Source organism: Acinetobacter sp. NIPH 1852, assembly GCF_022549455.1.
In the GTDB taxonomy this organism is placed as follows: Bacteria; Pseudomonadota; Gammaproteobacteria; order Pseudomonadales; family Moraxellaceae; genus Acinetobacter.
The window spans coordinates 44,183-65,078 of record NZ_JAKZGG010000017.1 but is presented as its reverse complement, the minus strand read 5'-3'; the positions used below and the strand labels follow the sequence as shown (position 1 = coordinate 65,078).

Below are 20,896 nucleotides of genomic sequence, written 5' to 3'. Positions count from 1 at the left end.
CCGATAATTCCAGTGATTGCACCTAAAGGACCGCCATCACCGCCAGTAATACCACCGATGATACCTGTGATTGGACCTAAAGGACCACCATCACCACCGCCTGTAATACCACCGATGATTCCAGTGATTGGACCTAGTGGACCACCGTCACCACCACCTGTAATACCACCGATAACGCCAGTAATTGAACCAAGAGGACCGCCATCTGTGCTGCTAGTTAAGCTACTAATTGTGTTTGTTACAGTATTTGTAGATAGAATATTTGTAATTGTGGAAAGAGAAAGAGGGGCTAGGATTGAATTACTAACCGACGATGTACTACTCTCTGTTAAATTTGAAGTAATACTTTTAATGGGTGATAAAAGACTTTTGAAAAGCATAACGATACCTATATTTTTGAAGTTGTGTTGTTTTGATTCAATTATTTATTAATGGTTACGGTTATTCTGTGATTTATGTCTCATTAATCAAATTTAGTGTTATGTTTTTCAATTATTTTGTCAATGTACATTAAAGATCAGATTTAATTGTTAAATAAGAGTTTAAAATAGATTAAGTATTTGATTTTATTTATTTGTTTTTAATTTTTTTGTGGCAAAAAGTCTTATGGTAGAAATCTCTTGAGAATTTGTCATTTTTTGATTTAGCCTAATAAATCAATTGATTAAGATATGATAAAGGGCAATATTTACCGAGATTACCGCTCAATGAATCAAAAAATTATGAAATTTGTTGCTTGTTTGAAAGTAAATATTTCAGTTATTTATTACTTATTTAATATTAATATATATCAATTATTTATAGATTAATTCTATTTTTTTATAAGAGGGTGTGTAAATTTTCATCACGATTTTTTATTCTTATGTTAAAAAAACTTATCAATCGGTTGCGTTTTTTCAAATATATTTTTGATGAAATCAGACTGTTTCGTTTTGAATGGATGCATAGCGTTCTTTTATCATTATTTAATGTCTTTGTACTTTTCCCATTGGGCGAAAAACGGATTGATAAAAGCAGTCTGATATAAAAAACCGCTGAAATATCAGCGGTTTTTTGTATTTAAACAGGATTAGAAAAGGTTGGTGCTTTCAAATAGTTGTTCAGTGAGATTGATATTTGAAACTGAAAGATGGTCAGTAAGGTTTGTACCTGAACTGCTAAGAGCGAAGCCTTGAGAAGACGTTGTTGCGCCTAGAACAGAATTCAAGATGCTATCTACACCATTACTACTGCTACAACCACAGTCACCCACACTAACTGAAAGTAAATCACTTAAGTTTCCAACGATATCGCCACTGAGGATATTCGTGATTGGCGTTAATGGACCGCCGTCAATACCGCCGCCGATACCACCAATAATGCCAGTAATTGAACCAAGAGGACCGCCATCACCGCCACCAATACCGCCTATGATGCCAGTGATTGCACCTAACGGACCGCCATCACCACCGCCAATACCACCGATGATGCCACCACCAAGCAGATCTTCACCGACAACATGTTGGATAATATCCGCAGCAGTTGAACCATTATTGATGAGTGTACTAATTACGCCAGTAGCATTACCCATCGCACCAACAAAATCAGCGCCAGCTAAATCAGAGATTGCTTCAAGTGTACCGTTGACGGTATCGCGAGAAGTTTCAAAAGTGAGTGTGCCAAGATTTGCGAGATCACCAACAGGATGTTCTGCTTGAGGGAATACACCGATGATTGTGTCAGCGACAGTATTAATGCCTGTATTGATGATTTCAGTTTTGAGGCTTTCAACGCCTTGAAGAATATCAATACCCGTTTGGATGACACCTGTTACAGGGTTATTGCCAAGATCACCACCAGCAATGCCACCAATAATACCCGTTAAGATATCGAGCGGGCTGCCACCGTCACCACCTGTAATACCGCCGATAATGCCAGTGATTGGACCTAATGGACCGCCGTCACCGCCCGTAATACCGCCAATGATTCCAGTGATTGGACCAAGAGGACCGCCATCGCCACCAGTGATACCACCGATGATTCCTGTTATTGCACCAAGAGGACCACCATCACCGCCGCCAATACCACCGATGACACCTGTGATTAGATCAAGAGGGCTACCGTCACCACCCGTAATACCGCCAATGATGCCAGTGATTGGACCTAGTGGACCACCATCACCGCCAGTAATACCGCCAATGATGCCAGTGATTGCACCCAGAGGACCGCCATCACCGCCGCCAATACCACCGATGACACCTGTGATTAGATCAAGAGGACCGCCATCACCGCCGCCAATACCACCGATGACACCTGTGATTAGATCAAGAGGGCTGCCGTCGCCACCCGTAATACCGCCAATGATGCCAGTGATTGCACCCAGAGGACCGCCGTCACCGCCACCGATGATTCCAGTGATGCCGCCGACTACATTGGTGATTGGGTTTAGTAAACCACCACCTGCATTAGGATCACCGATAACACCACCAGCTATGCCAGTAATTGTGCCAACAATACCAGTACCACCATGACCATCACCTGCAATAATACCAACGACATTGGTGACAGGGCTGAGCACGTCTCCTTCACTAAGGCTATTGAGGTCTAATACAGAGATTGCATTGCCTGAGAAGTTAATCGGAATTGTGATTGGTGCAACAACGCTAGCGTCATCGCCGTTACCATTACCGATACCGTAGTTATGTTCACCGTTACCTGCACCAATACCATTGAGCAGACCACCTAATAGACCTGCACCTGTGCCGAAGCCATTGCCAGCACCATTGCTGTTGTTGGTTGAATCGTTATCTTCGACGTGGTTGTTGGTTGTGGTTGATGAGTTATTGGTTGAGTTCGATGTGGCAGTGCCAAAAACAGATATTGCATTACCTGAGAAGTTAATTGGAACTGCAACTGGCATGACAATACTGGCATCGTCGCCATTCCCATTGCCAATACCGTAGTTATGTTCACCATTGCCTGAACCAATACCATTGAGCATGCCACCTAGACCTAGGAAGCCGCCACTTGAACCACCACCTGTTCCATTACCGCCGCCATTACTGTTGTCGGTTGTGTCATTGTCTTGAACGTAGTTGTTGGTTGTGGTCGATGAATTATTGGTTGAGTTTGAGGTCGCATTGCCAAAGATGGAGAAGGCATTCCCGTTGGCACTAATTGGCACTGTTATTGGTGCGACAATGCTTGCATCATCAGCAATACCATTGCCGATACCGTAGTTATGCTCACCGTTGCCAGCAGCTATACCATTACCTATACCACCACCTGTACCGTTGCCTGATCCATCACCACCGCTATTGCTGTTATTGGTAGTGTCGTTATCTTGGAAGTAGTTACTGGTTGTGGTTGATGAGTCATTGGTTGAATTAGAGGTGGCGTTGCCAAAGATCGAGAAGGCATTACCATTGGCACTGACTGGTGTCGTAATTGGCATAACCACAGCGGCATCGTCGGCGATACCATTGCCGATGCCATAATTATGTTCGCCATTACCTGCGCCGATACCATTTAATAGACCACCAATACCATTGCCAGATGAACCACCGACACCGCCGCCACTGTTGCTATTGTCAATGCTGTCGTTGTCTTGGAAATAGTTACTGGTTGTGGTTGATGAGTCATTGACTGAGTTAGATGTTGCATCACCAAAGATCGAGAAGGCATTACCATTCGCACTGATCGGGGTGGTGATTGGTGCGACCACAGCAGCATCATTGCCAATACCATTACCGATACCATAGTTATGGTCGCCATTACCTGCTGCGACACCATTGCCCCAACCACCTATACCATTACCTGCACTGCCATCACCAACGAGACCAGTACCGCTATTGCTATTGTTGGTGCTGTCATTGTCTTCAAAATGATTGATAGCCGTTGTGGATGAGTCATTGACAGAGTTAGAGGTCGAGTTTCCGAACACAGAGAAAGAGTTGCCGAGTGCATTGACAGGTGAGGTAATTGGCATAACCACAGCGGCATCATCGCCATTTCCATTACCGATTCCGTAGTTTTGCTCACCATTGCCCGAACCTACGCCATTGAGTAAGCCACCGATACCATTGCCTGAGGTACCGCCTACGCCTGTACCACTATTGCTATTGTCAATACTGTCGTTGTCTTCGATGTAATTGACTGTGGTGGTTGAGCCATTATTGACTGAGTTGTTGGTCGAGTCTCCAAAGACTGCAAAGGAGTTGCCTAATCCATTGATTGGCATGGTGATCGGTGCAACGACACTGGCATCATCGCCATTTCCATTGCCGATACCATAGTTGTGTTCACCATTACCAGCACTGACACCATTCAGTAAGCCACCACCAATACCATTGCCCGCACCACCATCAACACCCGTACCACTATTGCTGTTGTCGGTGCTGTCGTTATCAAATACAAAATTAGAGGTGGTTGTAGAGGCATCATTGGTCGATGCGTTATGGGAGTTGCCAAAGAATGAGAAATCGTTACCTAAACCATTTAATGGTGTGGTGATCGGCATTACGATACCAACATCATCGCCATTGCCGTTGCCGATTCCGTAGTTTTGTTCGCCGTTGCCCGATGCTGGTCCATTGCCCCAGCCACCAATGCCGTTGCCCGCAGTACCTGTACCGCTATTACTATTGTTGATATTGTCATTGTCTTCAACAATATTGGTGGTGTTGGTTGATGCGTTATTGACTGAGGTGTTGGTGGGTTGATCTGGATCAGAACTGCCAAACCATGAAGCATTGTTACCCATCACGTTGACTGGAGTGACGATTGGAGATGTCCAATCCGCATCAGTACCGTTGCCGTTGCCAATACCATAGTTTTTGTCACCATTACCCGCACTTACACCATTCAATAGCCCACCGATACCATTGCCAGTTGCGCCATCAACGCCTGCACCGTTGTTACTGTTGTTGGTGCTGTCATTGTCTTGGACGTGATTGAGTGTGTTTGTTGGCGCTGTATTGGTGGATGAAACACCGCCACCACCTGTACCGCCAAATGAGTTACCGAGGACATTAAATGGTGAGGTCACTGGGGCGGTGATGCCGACATCGTCGCCATTTCCGTTACCAATGCCGTAGTTTTGTTCGCCATTGCCTGATGCTGGACCATTGCCCCAGCCGCCGATGCCATTGCCAGTACTACCGTCTGCACCTGTAGCGTTGTTGCTGTTATTGGTGGTGTCATTGTCCTGGACGATATTTGAGGTCGTGGTTGGTGCTGTGTTGACGGAGTTTACTTCACCACCACCGATTCCTGCGAATGAGTTACCTAACACTTGGACAGGAGTCGTCCATGGTGCAACGACACTGGCATCATCACCGTTACCATTGCCGATCCCATAGTTGTGTTCGCCATTTCCAGCAGAAACACCATTGAGTAATCCGCCTGCATTGCCATTACCGGCAGCACCGACACCATTGTTACTGTTATTGGTGGTATCGTTGTCTTCAATCACATTTGAGGTTGTGGTTGGTGCAGTATTCACTGAGTTTACGTCGCCACCACCAATGCCTGCGACTGAATTGCCGAGTGCCTGGAATGGTGCTGTGACTGGCATGGTGATATCGGCATCATCGCCGTTGCCATTACCGATGCCGTAGTTTTGTTCGCCGTTACCCGCACCAATACCATTTAACCAGCCGCCGCCATTACCATTACCCGCCGTGCCAGTCCCATTGTTATTGTTGTTGGTGGTGTCATTGTCTTGAATATGTGTGGATGAGGTGGTTGGTGCAGTATTGATAGAGTTGACGTCTCCGCCGCCAATGCCTGCAATTGAGTTGCCTACCGCTTGTACTGGGGTTGTCCAAGGCACAGTGACATTAACATCATCACCGTTACCATTGCCGATACCATAGTTATGTTCGCCATTACCCGCAGCAACGCCATTGAGTAGACCACCACCATTACCGTTACCCGTAGCACCAACACCACTATTACTGTTATTGGTGGTGTCATTGTCTTCGATCACGGTCGTCGAGCTGGTCGGCGTGGTGTTGATAGAGTTGACATCTCCACCACCAATTGCAGCGAACGAGTTACCTAATGCTTCAAATGGCACGGTGACAGGCGTGGTGACATTAACGTCATCACCATTGCCATTTCCAATGCCGTAGTTATGTTCGCCATTGCCTGAACCGATACCATTTAAGAAACCACCGTTACTGCCATTGCCAGCAGCGATGCCTAAATTACTGTTGTCTGTGGTGTCGTTATCCTGAACGTGGACTGACGATGAGGTGGTTGAAGTATTGACGGAAGTGACTGGCGAGGCTTCGCCAAGCCAAGAATAAGAATTTCCGAGTGAATGAAAAGCCGTTGTGAATGGATAAGTGAAGTTGAGACCATCACCGTTACCCACACCAACACCGTAGTTCTGATCGCCATTACCCGCTGCAATTCCATTGAATATGCCATCATCAACTTGAGTACCACTGTTACTATTATTTGTGGTTGTACTCTCTTCGACATGAACTTGTTTTATTGTCGATACTGTATTGACAGAAGATGACGTTCCTTGGCTATTGCTACTCCCAAGAGATAGTATGCTTGTAATGGGTGATAAAATATTTTTAAATAACATGTCGATATACCTATAATTATTGGAGTTTTGTTTTATTTACCTTAATAATTATGTGACTCCTGTCTCATAACTTATGCAATAGTATTTATTGGTTATTATTATTGTGTCAATATTGCTTGATATATCACATTTGTATAAATCATAAATATCATATAAATCAGCCATCTACTTTTTGATGATCAAATATTTATTAGAATTTCTACATATATCTTATAAGTTAAATCAGATTATTCATAAAAATTGCATAATTCATAGAACTGAAGTCGGCTTCATTAATTTTAATACGATACTGAATTTTAATGAAAAAAACCTGATCTAGTGCTTAGTACCAAAAGTATGCCCCGATGACAAAGATATGAATGACATACAAAGGCTTTACATAAATTCAACATAGAAAGACCCGTGTTATAAACAAGAAAACACTTTTTAAAACACAGCAGCTGCTGAATCTATAGCCAAACGATAGTGAAGTCGTGAAAAAGCACTTATCAATTGGGGAAAAATGCGTATAATGCCCAACATCAAATATGCGCTCATAGCTCAGCTGGATAGAGCACTTGGCTACGAACTAAGGGGTCGGGAGTTCGAATCTCTCTGAGCGCACCAATTTGATCCATAGAAAAAACCGCTTAATCGCGGTTTTTTTGTGCCTATTTTTTATGTGAATAAATCCTACATCTTAGTTTTTATCTTCTGTACGAACACAGCGTTGCCCCCGATTGCTGGCAACGTGTCATGGTAGGGGAGACTGCGCATTGCTCTCAATAAAAAAGGTGCTTTTTCGTCGATTTTCATGGCTGTGGTCATTTTCAATAAAGATCCTTGATCGTTTTCATTTAAGATCATTTGTCCTTTGATATAGCGTAAATCTCCACCATTGGCATGAAAATTATTTTCAGTGCTTTGTGGATAGTTAAAACGCAATTTAAATGAAAATGGAATACTAATTACCCCCAGACCGACATTGACGTGAATATCCGCCTCCTGACTTTGGTTTTGGAGGGGGGTGGTGCTGACTTTTTTGATCTGACGTGGAAATAACGCTTGATAAGCACTTGGAACAAGCCATTTTTGTAGCTGTTGAGGGGGCTGTTTATAAAATTGATAGGTCGTGGTAAATCGCATGGACTCCCGCCCATGTGTATAAGGCAACGTCGTCGGTGCGTGTAGAAAGCTAACAGGCTGCTGCGCGGCTTGACTCAGTTGAGCAACTTTTGCCAATTGGCTAGTTGTGAGCTGAGGGCTTGGGATTTGACCCGCAGCCAGTGGCGTGCTATTTGATCCAATAAAACGATTTCTCAATGCCTCTAAAATAAAGGCACTGCCACTGCTCGGAATACCAAGTTTTACTTCTGGTATTGCATTCAGAATTTTTTTAAATAAAAAACCTTGTGGTTGATTTAAGTCACTCCATTGTGTCAGGGTGATTAAGGTTCTGTTTTCATCCAATGCAAACCATTCAAATTTACCGACCCCATAGGGAATGGGCGCATCAATTACCAAGGTTGAAATACTGTTGGCTGCAAGCTGATGTTGCATGGTGACATCTTCATTAAAGTTCAGTACAGGAATCGGTGTGGGTATCGACACGCGATATTTCATTTGGGTGGTATTGCCTGATTGCGCCAATGTTTTTGCAGATTTGAGTGTCGGGAACAGCCCCACATATTGATTAAAGTCAGTCAGTGTTTTAGCGACTTGCTGTGCGTTCACGGGAACAATAATCGCAGCCGAAGTAAAGTTTGCTGTGGGTTGTGGATTGCTTTTTAAGGTTGGAACAGCCGTTTTTATAGCTGGATGTCCATAGATAAAGATATGGTTTTGCGTATAGCTTGCCAAAATTTGTGGTTTATTTTGAAAGGGCTGCAAAGCGCTAGGGATATTATCCGTCCATGTAATGAGCTGTGCAAAACTATGTTGTGTCAGGCAGCATAGAAAAATGGTAAACAGAGCAATTAAACGAGACATCACATTCCTTTGATTTTTATAGGTGATCTGAATTGGTCAATTTATAACTTTTTTGCGTACGGACAAAAGCTCTATTATGTAAAACGACATGAATGACAATAAACTGGTGTAGTATCTATGTCTGTCTATGATCAACCTATTGAATGTTATGTCTGAACAACGTCCAACACTCTCTGCGCGCTATTATCTAAATTTAGAAGAATCTCAAGATGGTTTTGCTTTGATTACGTTTGGCAAAAAACCGATCACTCGTTTTCTAACACCCGCAATTAGTATCGGAATTATCCTTTGGGGGATTTATTTAGGTTTTACTGGCGTGGGGCGCTACTATGTGGCACTTGGTGTTTTCTTTTTGATCATGCAAGCGATCATGCGATTTTGGTTATTGCCTCTGTTATTCAAGCGTCAATTTGTGCGTTACCAATTTGGCAAAAGTGAACAAGGCATTGATTTATACCAAGACCACTTTGAACTTTATGCCGCGGGTAAAAAGCAAACTGCAGCCTATAATGAAGTACAGTCTTTCATTACTGGTAAGCTGACTTATATGTTAGAACTAAAAACGAAAACAGTGGTGATTATACCTAAACGTGCTTTTTCCAGTCCTGCTGATCAAAGTAAATTTGAAAATAGCTTTAAAAAATAAATAACGGTTTAAAAGAACAAGGAGCTTCCATGAATACACGTCCTTCAAAAATTGTCTGTGTTGGTCGAAACTATGCCGAGCATGCGAAAGAATTGGGTAATGCGATCCCAGATCGTCCGATTTTATTTATGAAGCCACCGAGTAGCTTGGGTTCACTAGCACAAGGCGTAAGTTGGAATCAGGCATTGGGCGAGTGTCATTTTGAATGTGAAATCTGTTTGCACATTGCTCATCCGATATCTCAAGAAACAGATAAGGCAAAAGCTTTAGAGGCAGTTGGTGCGATTACGCTGGGATTAGATTTAACATTGCGTGATTTGCAAAGTGATTTAAAGAGCAAAGGAGAACCGTGGGAGCGAGCTAAGGCTTTTGACGGTGCATGTATACTTGCGGATTGGGTCGAAACTGACGAAATTGGTGATCTACAAGAATTAGAGCTTATTTTGATGATTAATGGTGAAGAACGTCAGCATGGCTTTAGCCGAGATATGTTGTTCGATATCGGGGCGTTATTGGTTGAAATCAATCAGTCTTTTAGCTTGGAAGCGGGGGATGTGATTATGACAGGGACACCAGCAGGTGTTGGTGCACTTCATCCAAATGATCAACTGACGATGAAATTGATTACCCAAACAGGCGAATATGACTGGGATACATTTGTCAAAGCATAACCGTCAATGATATGGCGCTGATATTCAGATATCAGCGCCTTTTTTTATTGTTAAAAAATGAACCAGACAATTGATTTGCCTGAATTAGCGACCTTGATATAACTTACGGAACTGGTCTGGGGTAAAGTGCATCCAGCGTTTAAACATATATATAAAAGCGGATGAACTGGCATAGCCTAAATCCAATGCGATGCTTTCTATGGTTTTACCTTGATTGAGCATCGACATTGCTTTCATTACTTTGAGACGTTGCCGCCATTCGTGCAGCGACATGCCAAGCTCCTTTTGGCTATAACGTGCTAGGGTTCGTTCGGTCATGTTAATCATTTTCGCAAGTTGTTGCAGCGTACTGTTATCGGCAGGATAGTGGTGTAAGTGACTTAATATTTTTGATAGGGAAGGATGCTGTGTGGTTGGTAAATAACTTCCGACCAGTTCAGCATGTGTGAGTGAATCCAATAATACTTGCAGCAACCTTAAATATTCTGGATCTTGTTCTGAAAATGGATGTTTACGAATATGTTCCAACAATGCAGGAACCAGCGGTGCTGTCAGTAAAATGCCAGCTTGTTGCGGCATGTTTTGGCACAGGCTTTCATGTACATATAAGGTACAGTGCGTCACTTCATTACGATTGATACCACTATGTTGTAAATGAGGAGGCAGCCAAATGCCGTACGGAGGAGGGGTAAGGTAGTGAATCTGATCAATACTGACCTCAAGTACCCCATCAAAAGTATAAATAAACTCGCCCCATGCGTGCGCATGTTTTGGATAAAACGTTTCAGCAGGTGCATCACGAATACGTAACCACAATGATGCAGGAATATCATCGTATGCAGGAAGTTCATGAAAATCTTGGATGCGTTGTGCTGATTTTTTCATAATATGAGAATTGCCTGAAAATATGCATGCATTGTCAGAATCTCACTATATCATCAAAATACGACAGCTTTATATTGGCGTTCTAATTATAAAATTGGGAGCTGGCAATGGATGAGCGTAAAACATTAGATGCACGAGCATCTGGTCTTATGATCGGACTCTGCATGATTTGGGGATTACAACAAGTCATTCTAAAAATGGCAGCTCCTGATATTTCTCCTCTTATGCAAATTGCTTTACGTTCTGGTTTAGCTGCAATCCTACTATTGCCTTTATTGTGTCTGGATAAAACGGCTGAGCTCTTTAATCGACAGAACCTGAAAGCAGGTGCTTTGGTTGCTTTTTTATTTTCTTTAGAGTTCTTCTTATTGGCGCAGGCATTGCAATGGACCTCGGCTTCACATGCTGTAGTTTTGCTGTATACCGCACCGATTTTTGTGGCTTTGGGTTTACATTGGAAACTACCCTCTGAGCGTTTAAGCCTGTTGCAATGGAGTGGCATTACTCTGGCATTTGTTGGAATCGTTGTGACATTTATCCGAGGGCAACAAGGAACCGCTTCGCTGATCGAGCAACAAATGCTTTGGGGTGATTTGTTGGCATTGGCAGCGGGTATCGCTTGGGCAGCAACTACGATCACCGTACGCTTATCTTCTTTGGCACAAGCTGCGGTGACACAGACATTATTCTACCAATTGGCTGGTAGTTTTATTTTACTGTTTGGATTGGCGGTATTTTTAGGACAAGCGAGTATTCATTTTACTCCCTTAGTGATCGGCAGCTTGGCCTTCCATACGTTGGTGGTGTCTTTTGCGAGCTTTTTAGCATGGTTTTGGTTACTTAGAAATTATTTAGCTTCGCGCTTAGGGGTATTCTCTTTTTTAACACCGTTGTTCGGTATTGTGTTTGGCATGTGGTTGTTAGGTGAGCGAATTGAACCTAATTTCGTGCTTGGTTCAATTCTGGTATTGATGGGCATCATGGTGGTGAGCTTGCAAGGTTGGTTGAGGAAATAAAAAAGACCTCGTGCAGAGGTCTTTTTGTTACTTTGATTCAAAAATCGTTGAAAGGGGAATCGAAAGTTTGGCTGCCAAATAATCATTACTTTCAATCAATGCTGGCCCGATTTTTTCCATCCACTCATCATCCTGATGCACATTGGATACATCATCTCTTAATGGAAGCGTATAAGGGAGCGCGGTAAAGAAACTCCAAAAATCAACCTGTGCTAAATTACGGACCAATACATACTCATCGTTATCGGTTCGTTTAATCAGATTTTGTGCTTCTAATTGCAGGATATATGAGGGTAAACGCCCGAGCTCACCACGGCCTACAATATCGAGTAGCTCATGCTCGCTCACACTATTACCAATTTGCTGTTTCTTATAGAACAACTCTAAGATATCCAATAACATCATGATTGGGTGACGTTTTTGTTCTTTGCCCGAATGGAACGCGGTCAGCGCATAACTGATTTCTACGCCTAATAAGATGATGTTCCAAGACAGAAAAATCCAAAGAAGAAAAATAGGGATCGCCGCGAAAGCACCATACACAATTTCATAGCTGGTGAAATTACTCATGATCCAGCCAAATAAGCGCTTTAAGATTTCAAACACAGTTGCACTAAAACATGCTGCGATGATCGCAGAGACAATCGGCACATTTCGGTTCGGTATGGTCCAATATAAAATAAAGAAACCGAAGACCGTTAATAAAAACGAAATTAGCCATAACAGAAAAGCACCATCAAGTTGATAGCCTGCAAAATTATTGCTGAGGATATTCATGGATGCGACAGCTGAAGAAAGTACAAATGCACTGCCTAAAAGGATTGGACCTAGAGAAATAATGGTCCAATAGCGCATGAAACCGACTAGACCTGAACGTGTCTCTTTCACACGCCAAATGCGATTAAACACATTTTCAATCGAGGACAGCATCAGTACTGTGGTAACAAATAAAAACAAGATACCGATGACGGTGAGATTACTTGATTTATCAGTAAAAGCACTCAACGCCTTATCAAAGGCAATGGTACTTTTTGGCAAAAAGTTACTATAAATTAGTTGTTGTAGCTGCTGCCTAGCAGGCTCTAAAGCTTTAATCGAAGAAATAATCACCAAAAAAACGGTAAGCATTGGGACGACCGCAAAGAGCGTGGTATAGGTCAAGGATCCTGCTTGTTCTCGACAGCGATCAGCCTCAAAACGACGTAATACAAAGACAATAAATTGAAACCATGTTTTTTCTAAAAAATTCAGTTTTTTTAGATAACGGTTTAAGATCATGGGTTCTATCCTAGTTATTTTTCAAATCTTCCTCTTTTGAAAGAGGGCTTCGGGAAGATTTTTGGATTGATCAATACACAAAACAGCGAATAAATTGGCATTAATCGTATAATATCTTCTTTAAGTTAACAAAAACCTTGAAAGCGATGCAACCTTACATTCTTGTTCTTTATTACAGTAAATACGGTTCAACCAAGCAAATGGCACATCTGATTGCCGATGGAATTGAATCTGTAGGTGTGACCGCACGTATTCGAACAGTACCCAATCTAGCAACGGTTGTGACGCAAGCTGAAGCAAGTATTCCAGAAGAGGGTGATCTTTATTGTAGCTTAGATGATCTCACACATTGTTCAGGATTGGCTTTGGGTTCACCCACGCGTTTTGGCAATATGGCCAGTGAGATGAAATACTTTTGGGATCAAACCACTAGCCTATGGCTCAATGGTGCTTTGCATAATAAACCTGCTTGTGTATTTACGACTTCGGGGTCGATGCATGGTGGGCAAGAGAGCACTTTGTTGAGTATGTTACCGCCGTTATTTCATCATGGCATGATGATTTTAGGTCTGCCAAATTCTATCCCTGCATTGTCAAATACCAAAACAGGGGGCACTCCCTATGGCGCAAGTCATGTCAGTGGACCTCGCCATGATCAGGGCATGAGTCAAGATGAAAAAATCTTATGTGAGGCACAAGGCAAACGCTTGGGTGAAGTGGTTAAAAAACTATTTTAAAGTCATAAAAAATGGGAGCATCTGCTCCCATGATTTTTATTTTTTCAGTTGCCAATCATAGATATTTTTACGGTATGCATACCAAATCATCCAGAGTCCAATAATAATCATCGGGAAACTCAGGATTTGACCTTTGGTCATCCAGCCAAATAAGATGAAGCCTTGATCTGCATCGGGTTGGCGGAAAAACTCCATAAAGAAACGTGCAACACCATAACCCATCAAGAATACTGCTGAAACAGCCATACGCGGACGAGGTTTGGCGCTAAACCACCACAACACAATAAACAAAATTAAGCCTTCACAAATCGCTTGGTAAAGCTGTGAGGGGTGACGTACCAAACCTAATGGATCCGTTGGGAAAATCATGCCAAATGGATAACTTGGGTCTTGGACTTGACGGCCATACAGTTCACCACCAATGAAATTACCAATACGACCAAACATCAAACCTGTTGGTACGCAGGGCGCAATAAAGTCCAAGGTCTGAAACCATGTCTTTTGGTATTTTTTACACCAAAACAACATGGCAATCACAACACCAAGGAAACCACCGTGGAAGCTCATGCCACCTGTCCACACTTGGAACAACCACAGTGGGTTTTCTAAGAATTTCGCAAACTCATAAAACAGTACATAGCCAACGCGACCACCCAGCACCACACCGAGTGCACCATAAAAGACGAGATCTGAAACCATGTCTCCCGTCCAGCCATCACGTTGCTTTGCGCGATAAGAGGCAAGCCCCCAAGCACATAAAAAAGCCAATAAGTACATGAGTCCGTACCAGTGCACCTGTACTGGTCCTAAGCTCAGTGCAACTGGATCAATATTTGGATAGGTCAGCATCGCTGTTCCTCAGTTTAGAATTTGGAATTAAGTTTTGAGCAAATTGTAGCGGAATGATATTAAAAATGTTGTACATTCAATGTGAAAGTCAACAGTCCTTAAGATAAGAGAATAAGATCAATGTGTATTGTCGCGTTTGCATGGCAAGTTCTGGAGGAACTGCCACTGTGTTTAATTTCAAATCGGGATGAGTTTTATCATCGCCCCAGTATTGCTTTGCATGCATGGGAAAATAGTTCGATCGTGGCAGGGCAGGATCTACAATCGGGTGGTACATGGATGGGGGTGACGGCATCGGGTCGTTGGGCGATCGTGACCAATTTTCGAAATGGACGGGAACAGCAGCAATATCAGACCTCAAGAGGACATTTGATTCAAGATTTCCTTGAAAGTGATTTAGCGCCGATTCGTTTTGCTCAAATGCTAGAACAAAGACAACAAGACTATGCGGGCTTTAATTTATTTGTCGGGGATACACAACAAGCTGTTTATATGAGCAATCGCGGAGAAGCACCACAAGTTTTGGCCAAAGGCGTGTATGTGGTTTCCAATGGTTTAATGTCCGAAGATTGGAAGAAAACCATGCATTTACGCAAACGCTTTACCCAAGAATTTTTGCCGATGTTACAGCAGCCGCAGATATCAGAATCCGATTTAGAATATGCCATTTGGGATATTTTAGAAGATGAACGTAAAGTTATTCCAGAGTTGTTACCTGATACAGGGATTAGCAAAGAGATGGAGGCCTTACTTTCCTCAACGTTTATACAAAGTCCTATTTATGGTACACGCTGTTCAAATTTTTTACGCATGACACCAACACAATGGCAGTGGTTGGAAAAAGCACAACAAGGAGAGCAGCAAGGAAATATTGTGCGTCAACAGATTATGCTATTGAAATAGCCAATGCCAATCCGAAGATTGGCATTGTCATGTTGGATCAGCTCAGCGATTAGCCAGCGATCGCACCACCATCTTTACGCGTGATTACCACCGTAGCTGAGCGTGGGCGAGCAGTTGTGTTATTTGGGTTGGTTTGAGTTGCAGGCCAGTGACTTGTTGGCGCTGCATAGCTCTTAGAGTCTTCACCAGGATGCTGTACGTTGATGAAAATAGCTTTGTAATCTGGTGTCATGGTCACACCCGTGATCTCACATTCTTTTGGTCCGACTAGGAAGCGGCGCAGATTTTCATCATTCACCTTGGCTCCCATAATCGTTTCAGTTCCATTTGATGTGGTTGCTTTGCTACCATCACTGACTTGACCTGGCAACGCCGCAAGCATCATACAGTTGGTGACATCGGTATAAGCGCCATCATCCGTTTGAATCCAAAGCACACCACGAGTGTCAAACCACATGCCATCTGGTGATGAGAAGTCATTGCTATCGGTTAAACCAGAAAGGTTAATGTTTGATGCCATTGCTGCTTCTGCACCAAATAAGTAAATATCCCATTTGAAGCTTTCAGCCGTAGTTTTATCATCTGCTTCACGGAAACGGATAATATGACCGTTGACGTTCCCTTTCTGAAGTTTTTCGTTGTTATATAAGTCTTCATAACTGCGAGGGTTCGCTGCATCAGTTGGATAGCTTGAACCACGATTCGAGTTGTTGGTGAGTGTCACATACACTTCACCATTGACAGGGTTAACCGCACACCATTCTGGACGATCCATTTTGGTTGCGCCAACAGCATCTGCTGCCAATCGTGCAAAGGTCACCACATCTGCTTGTGATTTAAAAGGGTAGGCTGTATTGCTTTCATTTAAGCCATTTTTACCATAACTGAGCTCAATCCATTGACCTGTACCATCAGCATTAAACTTGGCAACATAGAATTTCCCAGCATTCATATATTTATCGCCAGCACGATAACCGCCGTTGATATCTTTTGGATCCCACTTGGCATCGGATACAAATTTATAGATATACTCGCCACGTGAGTCATCGCCCATGTAGAACGCTAGATTTTCACCTTCGATCACACGGCTGGTACGACAGTCTTCATGGGCAAAACGTCCAAGAGCAGTACGTTTTACGGGTGCTTGGCGGTTATCAAATGGATCAATTTCCACCATCCAACCAAAGGTGTTTGGTGCGTTACGATAGTCTTGGGTCGCTTGTTCTGCTTTTGCGTCTGCATTCCAACGGTCATAGAGGTCTTGTGAGTCGACTTGTCCAATCGCTGTTTCCCAGCCATAACGAGTACTAGAGCCTGCTTTCAAACCATAACGTTGAAGCGCCACGATTTCTTCTGGACGGCGTGCGACATCATCGGTTGCACTACGCGCAAAATAACCAATAAAGTTTTCTTCGGTGGTGAGGTAGGTTCCCCAAGGGGTATAACCATTACCACAATTGTTATGCGTACCGCGTGTTTGTACGCCAGCTGGAGAAAACTTAGTTGCTAACAGGGCATTTGCTGCCGCAGGACCAGCGAACTCCATCAAGGTTGAACCAGTGATACGACGGTTGTACACAGAGTTTTTTACCAGTTCAACTTTTTGAGTTTTCGCATCTTTTTTCACATGAATGATTGAGACACCATGTGCATTTACTTCACGAATCACTTCATCTTCAGGACGGCGGCCATCTACTTTGGTTGGACCCTTAGGATGTAAGAAAGTTGGATTGATGTACTCATGGTTGAGCACCAATAAGCCATCGTTTGATTGTTGTTCATCATAACGACCAGTGGCAGTATTTAATCCAAAATAGCTCATGCCATCATGATGATCGCCTGAACGGAACTGAAAGCTTGGGCCAGAAGGAATATTATTGTCATCCCATTCTGCGTAGTTTGGATTAATCGCATCGCCTAAAGCATATAACACATGTGCTTCATAGCCTTCAGGTACAGTCACAATATCGTCTAAATTCTTCGGCACAGCAGTGAAGTTTAACTTCTCAGGCTTTTTATGTGGGTCAACAGGTGTTGTTGTGCCACCACCCGTATTTTTATTATCGTTATCATTACAGCCTGTCAATGTTGATGCCAATGTCAATGCGACAGCACCGCTTGCTGTTTTGGTGATGAGGCTACGGCGGCTAATATGCTGTTCTAAAATGTCACGAAAATGAACATTTGTAGAGGTGTTATTATCCAGTTCTTGGTCTTCATGATATGGCGTCAGCTGTGTCATGGAATCATCCTAAGTTTATATGTTCAGTAAAAAAATTTCCCGCCTTTAACTTAGATTGAAATTGTGACGTTGCCTTGACACTTATGTGACAAATACATTAAAAATCAAATAATAATATAAAGTTTGGTCAAAAAAACAGGTCTAGGACCTGTTTGGAAAATTGTTTATGGCGATAGAGTGAATCGCTATGCTGTTTTTCTTTTTTCGATGATTCTTCCAAAGAACAAACCCAATTCAAAAAGTAACCACATCGGCACTGCCAACATAATCATTGAAATGGCATCAGGCGGCGTGACAAACATGGAGACAAAGAAACAACCCACGATGATAAAGCGCCGTTTCTCGATCAAACTTTGCGTGCTGACTACCCCGATTAAAATGAGTAATAAGGTAATCACTGGAATTTCAAATGTTAAGCCAAAAACAATAAATAGCTTCAAACAAAAAGCCAAATAACTGTTGATGTCTGTCATTGGTGCTACGGTTTCAGGAGAAACACTAATAAAGAAATGCAAAATAGATGGCAAGGCGATAAAATACGCAAACGCAATACCGATATAAAACAAAGCAATGCTACTAATCAATAAAGGCAGTGCCAATGATTTTTCTTTTTCGTATAGCGCAGGTTTCGCATAGGACCAAATTTGGTAAATGATAAAGGGCATAACCAGCATCAGTGCGACAAAGAAATTCAGTTTAAAGGGTGCCATAAATGTCGCGGTGACATCCGTTGCAATCATGGATGAACTGACAGGCAATTGCGCTCTTAACGGCTCTGAAAGGATTTGATAGGTACGGTTAGCAAAGGGCAGTAAACAGAAGAACAAAACCAATATTGCAGCAACGATTTTAAATAAATGTCGACGCAAAATCATCAGATGCTTGGTAATCGGCATTTCTTCAAGCTTAACGTCTTGATCATCATTTCCCAAAGTGGTTTGGGTTAATGGAGAGCTGGATGGTGAACTCATACCGCCACCTTTAATTCAGGAGTTGAAGAGGTTAAATCAAATGGTGAATGTGGAGTCGGAGATGCCATATGTAATAGTGCAAACTTCGGTAGATAAATGCATGCCACTGGGTGCAATAAATAATGATAATGAAGTGGTGCGCGATTATGTTTGGCTACCACACCTTGGGTTTCTTCTTCTAAAGAGATTTTTTGATGTTCCAATGAGGTCATCTGAGCTTGCATTTTTTGCTCAAGTTCAGCGATACGTTGCATTTCTTTTTGCATTTGTTCGCGGAGTTCAGATAGACGCAATTCACGGTCTATATCATTTTGAACATTACTGACCAGACGCTTAATTTTGGCATACCATTTCCCCACAAAACGAGCGGCCTCAGGTAGCTTATCAGGGCCGAGTACCAGTAAAGCAATAATGCCGAACGCAAGCAGTTCGGACATTCCCAAATTCAGCATAATGGCGCTCGCTTAGCTTTTTATTGAGCTTTCAGTACTTTTGACTTGAGCATCAATGGTACGAGGTTCATTTAGAGCAGTCGTGGCTTCTTCGTCTTCTTTGATCGATTTTTTAAAATCTTTCACAGCACCACCAACATCTTTACCTAAGTTTTTAAGCTTTGATGTACCGAACAGTAAAATAACCACTACTGCAAAAATAAGTACATGCCAAATCGATAAACCAGCCATAACCATATTCCTATAAAACTTTGGTTATATCTCAACAGTTTGGCATGACAGAGGTGTGACACTAATATTGCAATTTTAAGACAGTAAACGGAGACATGATTTTTATAAAAAGAAAGAAGCCCGAATAAATGTTTCGGGCTTCGGTCAATATTAGCTTAAGCTCGCTTTAAAAAGTTGCATCGCCTGACCACGATGGCTGATTTTATTTTTCTCTGTTTTGCTGAGTTCTGCGCTGGAAAGATTAAGTTCTGCTAACCAGAATAAAGGATCATATCCAAAACCATTTTCACCACGCGTGGCTTCTAAAATCTCACCCTTCCAAATCCCTTGAAAAATTTGCGGCAGCGGATCTTCGGCATGCGTAACTAAAGCCAAGACGCAGACAAACATCGCTTCAATGGTCTCGTCATTGTTGCGGAGAGGTTTAAGATCAGCCAACAGTTTTTGATTGTTGGCAGCATCGTTGCCATGTTCACCTGCATAACGCGCAGAATAAATCCCAGGTGCGCCGCCTAAAATCGGTACACATAGACCTGAATCATCTGCGATAGCTGGTTTGCCAGAAATTTTTGCTGCATGACGTGCTTTGATAATGGCATTTTCAACGAAGCTCAAACCATCTTCGATGGCATCTTCAATATCAAGTTTGCCTTGAGGAATAATCTCGATCGGTAAATTAAGTTGTTGAAACAGATGTTCAAATTCGGCAACTTTGCCTTTGTTGTTGCTTGCAAGGACGAGACTGCCGTGTTGTAGCCAATGGGGATTAGACATGATGGTTTTGAGGTATCTGGATTGAATATCTAAGATTTTAGTGACTTTTGAAGCATGAGAGTAGTTAAATTATCTTGTTTTACACGATTTTGATAATATCGCGAATAAAATGTTTTTTAATCGAAATTCTCTAAGTGTATTGAAAACAAACGAGTAATTTATTTTATTTTTTATCTTTTATTTAATTAGATCATATAAGATATAAAAAAACTTGAATATTTATTTTTTTCAGGTATCATTCAATTAACTAGAAAAATTATTGTTTTGGTTAATCTTCTCTAAGTATCGCAGTTTTAGTCATAATCCTTCGTTTTTTACAGATATCAAGCTCAATTCTTCATTATTTTTCAAAGTTATCATTAGCCGTAATAACATGGCTAAAATGTTAAAATTCAATAGGATATATTATGTCTACTACAACAGTTACTGGTACAGTGAAGTGGTTTAACGAAACTAAAGGTTTTGGTTTTATTCAACAAGAATCAGGTCCAGATGTTTTCGCTCATTTCAGCGAAATCGCAAACTCAGGTTTCAAAACTTTGTTTGAAGGCCAACAAGTTTCATTCAGTATCGCTCAAGGTCAAAAAGGCCCAAATGCTGTGAATATCGTTGCTCTTTAATAAGTAACCCAGCATTCAAAAAAAGCACTTTATAGTGCTTTTTTTACGTTTGCTGTTTAGAGAAGTGATCTAA

The 20,896-nt window shown here is 42.1% G+C and carries 16 protein-coding genes, 1 tRNA gene and 1 pseudogene; 7 read left to right on the top strand and 11 right to left on the bottom strand.

The genetic code is table 11. The features are described from left to right. Together MMO38_RS13205 and MMO38_RS13200 are read right to left on the bottom strand one after the other, a co-directional pair. Positions 1-380: pseudogene (locus tag MMO38_RS13205) on the bottom strand (hypothetical protein); the annotation flags it as partial. A 689-nt stretch (positions 381-1,069) separates the two neighbouring features. Further along, complete coding sequence (locus tag MMO38_RS13200; protein WP_241323826.1) at positions 1,070-6,580, bottom strand: hypothetical protein; 5,511 nt, start codon at positions 6,578-6,580, stop codon at positions 1,070-1,072. Positions 6,581-7,109: 529 nt separating this feature from the next. Here MMO38_RS13200 and MMO38_RS13195 point away from each other — a divergent pair. After that, positions 7,110-7,186 (top strand) — tRNA-Arg (locus MMO38_RS13195). Between the two features lie 66 nt (positions 7,187-7,252). On the opposite strand, the gene MMO38_RS13190 is transcribed toward MMO38_RS13195, so the two are convergent. Further along, positions 7,253-8,548, bottom strand: a complete 1,296-nt coding sequence (locus MMO38_RS13190; RefSeq protein ID WP_241323825.1) for an SRPBCC family protein — start codon at positions 8,546-8,548, stop codon at positions 7,253-7,255. A 148-nt stretch (positions 8,549-8,696) separates the two neighbouring features. Here MMO38_RS13190 and MMO38_RS13185 point away from each other — a divergent pair, with 148 nt between their 5' ends. Both MMO38_RS13185 and MMO38_RS13180 read left to right on the top strand, forming a co-directional pair. Then, a complete protein-coding gene (locus MMO38_RS13185) occupies positions 8,697-9,194 on the top strand; it encodes a YcxB family protein (RefSeq protein WP_004672933.1) in 498 nt (165 codons plus the stop codon). 29 nt (positions 9,195-9,223) lie between these two features. Beyond that, a complete protein-coding gene (locus tag MMO38_RS13180; RefSeq protein WP_004672931.1) occupies positions 9,224-9,865 on the top strand; it encodes a fumarylacetoacetate hydrolase family protein in 642 nt (213 codons plus the stop codon). 84 nt (positions 9,866-9,949) lie between these two features. On the opposite strand, the gene MMO38_RS13175 is transcribed toward MMO38_RS13180, so the two are convergent. Then, positions 9,950-10,750, bottom strand: a complete 801-nt coding sequence (locus tag MMO38_RS13175; protein ID WP_241323824.1) for a helix-turn-helix transcriptional regulator — start codon at positions 10,748-10,750, stop codon at positions 9,950-9,952. Positions 10,751-10,857: 107 nt separating this feature from the next. Here MMO38_RS13175 and MMO38_RS13170 point away from each other — a divergent pair, with 107 nt between their 5' ends. Then, positions 10,858-11,766, top strand: a complete 909-nt coding sequence (locus MMO38_RS13170; protein WP_241323823.1) for a DMT family transporter — start codon at positions 10,858-10,860, stop codon at positions 11,764-11,766. Positions 11,767-11,793: 27 nt separating this feature from the next. Here MMO38_RS13170 and MMO38_RS13165 read toward each other — a convergent pair whose 3' ends face one another. Continuing rightward, positions 11,794-13,044, bottom strand: coding sequence for a YihY family inner membrane protein (locus tag MMO38_RS13165; RefSeq protein ID WP_241323822.1), 1,251 nt, complete (start codon positions 13,042-13,044; stop codon positions 11,794-11,796). A 146-nt stretch (positions 13,045-13,190) separates the two neighbouring features. On the opposite strand from MMO38_RS13165, the gene wrbA reads away from it, so the two are divergent. Continuing rightward, entirely contained in the window at positions 13,191-13,781 is a 591-nt protein-coding gene (gene wrbA, locus MMO38_RS13160; RefSeq protein ID WP_005193643.1) for an NAD(P)H:quinone oxidoreductase, read from the top strand. 36 nt (positions 13,782-13,817) lie between these two features. Here wrbA and lgt read toward each other — a convergent pair whose 3' ends face one another. Further along, on the bottom strand, positions 13,818-14,630 hold the full coding sequence (gene lgt / locus MMO38_RS13155; RefSeq protein ID WP_004672921.1) for a prolipoprotein diacylglyceryl transferase: 813 nt from the start codon (positions 14,628-14,630) through the stop codon (positions 13,818-13,820). Positions 14,631-14,750: 120 nt separating this feature from the next. Here lgt and MMO38_RS13150 point away from each other — a divergent pair, with 120 nt between their 5' ends. Beyond that, a complete protein-coding gene (locus MMO38_RS13150; protein ID WP_241323821.1) occupies positions 14,751-15,533 on the top strand; it encodes an NRDE family protein in 783 nt (260 codons plus the stop codon). Between the two features lie 49 nt (positions 15,534-15,582). Here MMO38_RS13150 and MMO38_RS13145 read toward each other — a convergent pair whose 3' ends face one another. From MMO38_RS13145 to rdgB, 5 genes are all read right to left on the bottom strand, one after another. After that, positions 15,583-17,775: a PhoX family phosphatase gene (locus tag MMO38_RS13145; RefSeq protein ID WP_241323820.1), complete on the bottom strand. Its 2,193-nt coding sequence runs from the start codon at positions 17,773-17,775 to the stop codon at positions 15,583-15,585. A gap of 185 nt (positions 17,776-17,960) precedes the next feature. Next, positions 17,961-18,671, bottom strand: coding sequence for a twin-arginine translocase subunit TatC (tatC, locus tag MMO38_RS13140; protein WP_171065187.1), 711 nt, complete (start codon positions 18,669-18,671; stop codon positions 17,961-17,963). A gap of 71 nt (positions 18,672-18,742) precedes the next feature. Beyond that, on the bottom strand, positions 18,743-19,198 hold the full coding sequence (gene tatB / locus MMO38_RS13135; RefSeq protein WP_241323819.1) for a Sec-independent protein translocase protein TatB: 456 nt from the start codon (positions 19,196-19,198) through the stop codon (positions 18,743-18,745). 12 nt (positions 19,199-19,210) lie between these two features. Then, positions 19,211-19,429 carry a Sec-independent protein translocase subunit TatA gene (gene tatA, locus MMO38_RS13130; RefSeq protein ID WP_004672915.1) on the bottom strand — a complete coding sequence of 73 codons (219 nt, stop codon included), beginning with the start codon at positions 19,427-19,429 and terminating at the stop codon, positions 19,211-19,213. A 150-nt stretch (positions 19,430-19,579) separates the two neighbouring features. Further along, complete coding sequence (rdgB, locus tag MMO38_RS13125) at positions 19,580-20,203, bottom strand: RdgB/HAM1 family non-canonical purine NTP pyrophosphatase (RefSeq protein WP_241323818.1); 624 nt, start codon at positions 20,201-20,203, stop codon at positions 19,580-19,582. A gap of 407 nt (positions 20,204-20,610) precedes the next feature. On the opposite strand from rdgB, the gene MMO38_RS13120 reads away from it, so the two are divergent. After that, positions 20,611-20,823 (top strand): cold-shock protein, encoded by a 213-nt coding sequence (locus tag MMO38_RS13120; protein ID WP_004672913.1) that lies wholly within the window; start codon positions 20,611-20,613, stop codon positions 20,821-20,823. Positions 20,824-20,896: the final 73 nt, after the last annotated feature.

Bases quoted from the DNA above. Each gene is read 5' to 3' on its own strand.
- MMO38_RS13200 (WP_241323826.1), bottom strand. From the start codon at position 6,580: ATGTTATTTAAAAATATTTTATCACCCATTACAAGCATACTATCTCTT.
- MMO38_RS13190 (WP_241323825.1), bottom strand. From the start codon at position 8,548: ATGTCTCGTTTAATTGCTCTGTTTACCATTTTTCTATGCTGCCTGACA.
- MMO38_RS13185 (WP_004672933.1), top strand. From the start codon at position 8,697: ATGTCTGAACAACGTCCAACACTCTCTGCGCGCTATTATCTAAATTTA.
- MMO38_RS13180 (WP_004672931.1), top strand. From the start codon at position 9,224: ATGAATACACGTCCTTCAAAAATTGTCTGTGTTGGTCGAAACTATGCC.
- MMO38_RS13175 (WP_241323824.1), bottom strand. From the start codon at position 10,750: ATGAAAAAATCAGCACAACGCATCCAAGATTTTCATGAACTTCCTGCA.
- MMO38_RS13170 (WP_241323823.1), top strand. From the start codon at position 10,858: ATGGATGAGCGTAAAACATTAGATGCACGAGCATCTGGTCTTATGATC.
- MMO38_RS13165 (WP_241323822.1), bottom strand. From the start codon at position 13,044: ATGATCTTAAACCGTTATCTAAAAAAACTGAATTTTTTAGAAAAAACA.
- wrbA (WP_005193643.1), top strand. From the start codon at position 13,191: ATGCAACCTTACATTCTTGTTCTTTATTACAGTAAATACGGTTCAACC.
- lgt (WP_004672921.1), bottom strand. From the start codon at position 14,630: ATGCTGACCTATCCAAATATTGATCCAGTTGCACTGAGCTTAGGACCA.
- MMO38_RS13150 (WP_241323821.1), top strand. From the start codon at position 14,751: ATGTGTATTGTCGCGTTTGCATGGCAAGTTCTGGAGGAACTGCCACTG.
- MMO38_RS13145 (WP_241323820.1), bottom strand. From the start codon at position 17,775: ATGACACAGCTGACGCCATATCATGAAGACCAAGAACTGGATAATAAC.
- tatC (WP_171065187.1), bottom strand. From the start codon at position 18,671: ATGCCGATTACCAAGCATCTGATGATTTTGCGTCGACATTTATTTAAA.
- tatB (WP_241323819.1), bottom strand. From the start codon at position 19,198: ATGCTGAATTTGGGAATGTCCGAACTGCTTGCGTTCGGCATTATTGCT.
- tatA (WP_004672915.1), bottom strand. From the start codon at position 19,429: ATGGCTGGTTTATCGATTTGGCATGTACTTATTTTTGCAGTAGTGGTT.
- rdgB (WP_241323818.1), bottom strand. From the start codon at position 20,203: ATGTCTAATCCCCATTGGCTACAACACGGCAGTCTCGTCCTTGCAAGC.
- MMO38_RS13120 (WP_004672913.1), top strand. From the start codon at position 20,611: ATGTCTACTACAACAGTTACTGGTACAGTGAAGTGGTTTAACGAAACT.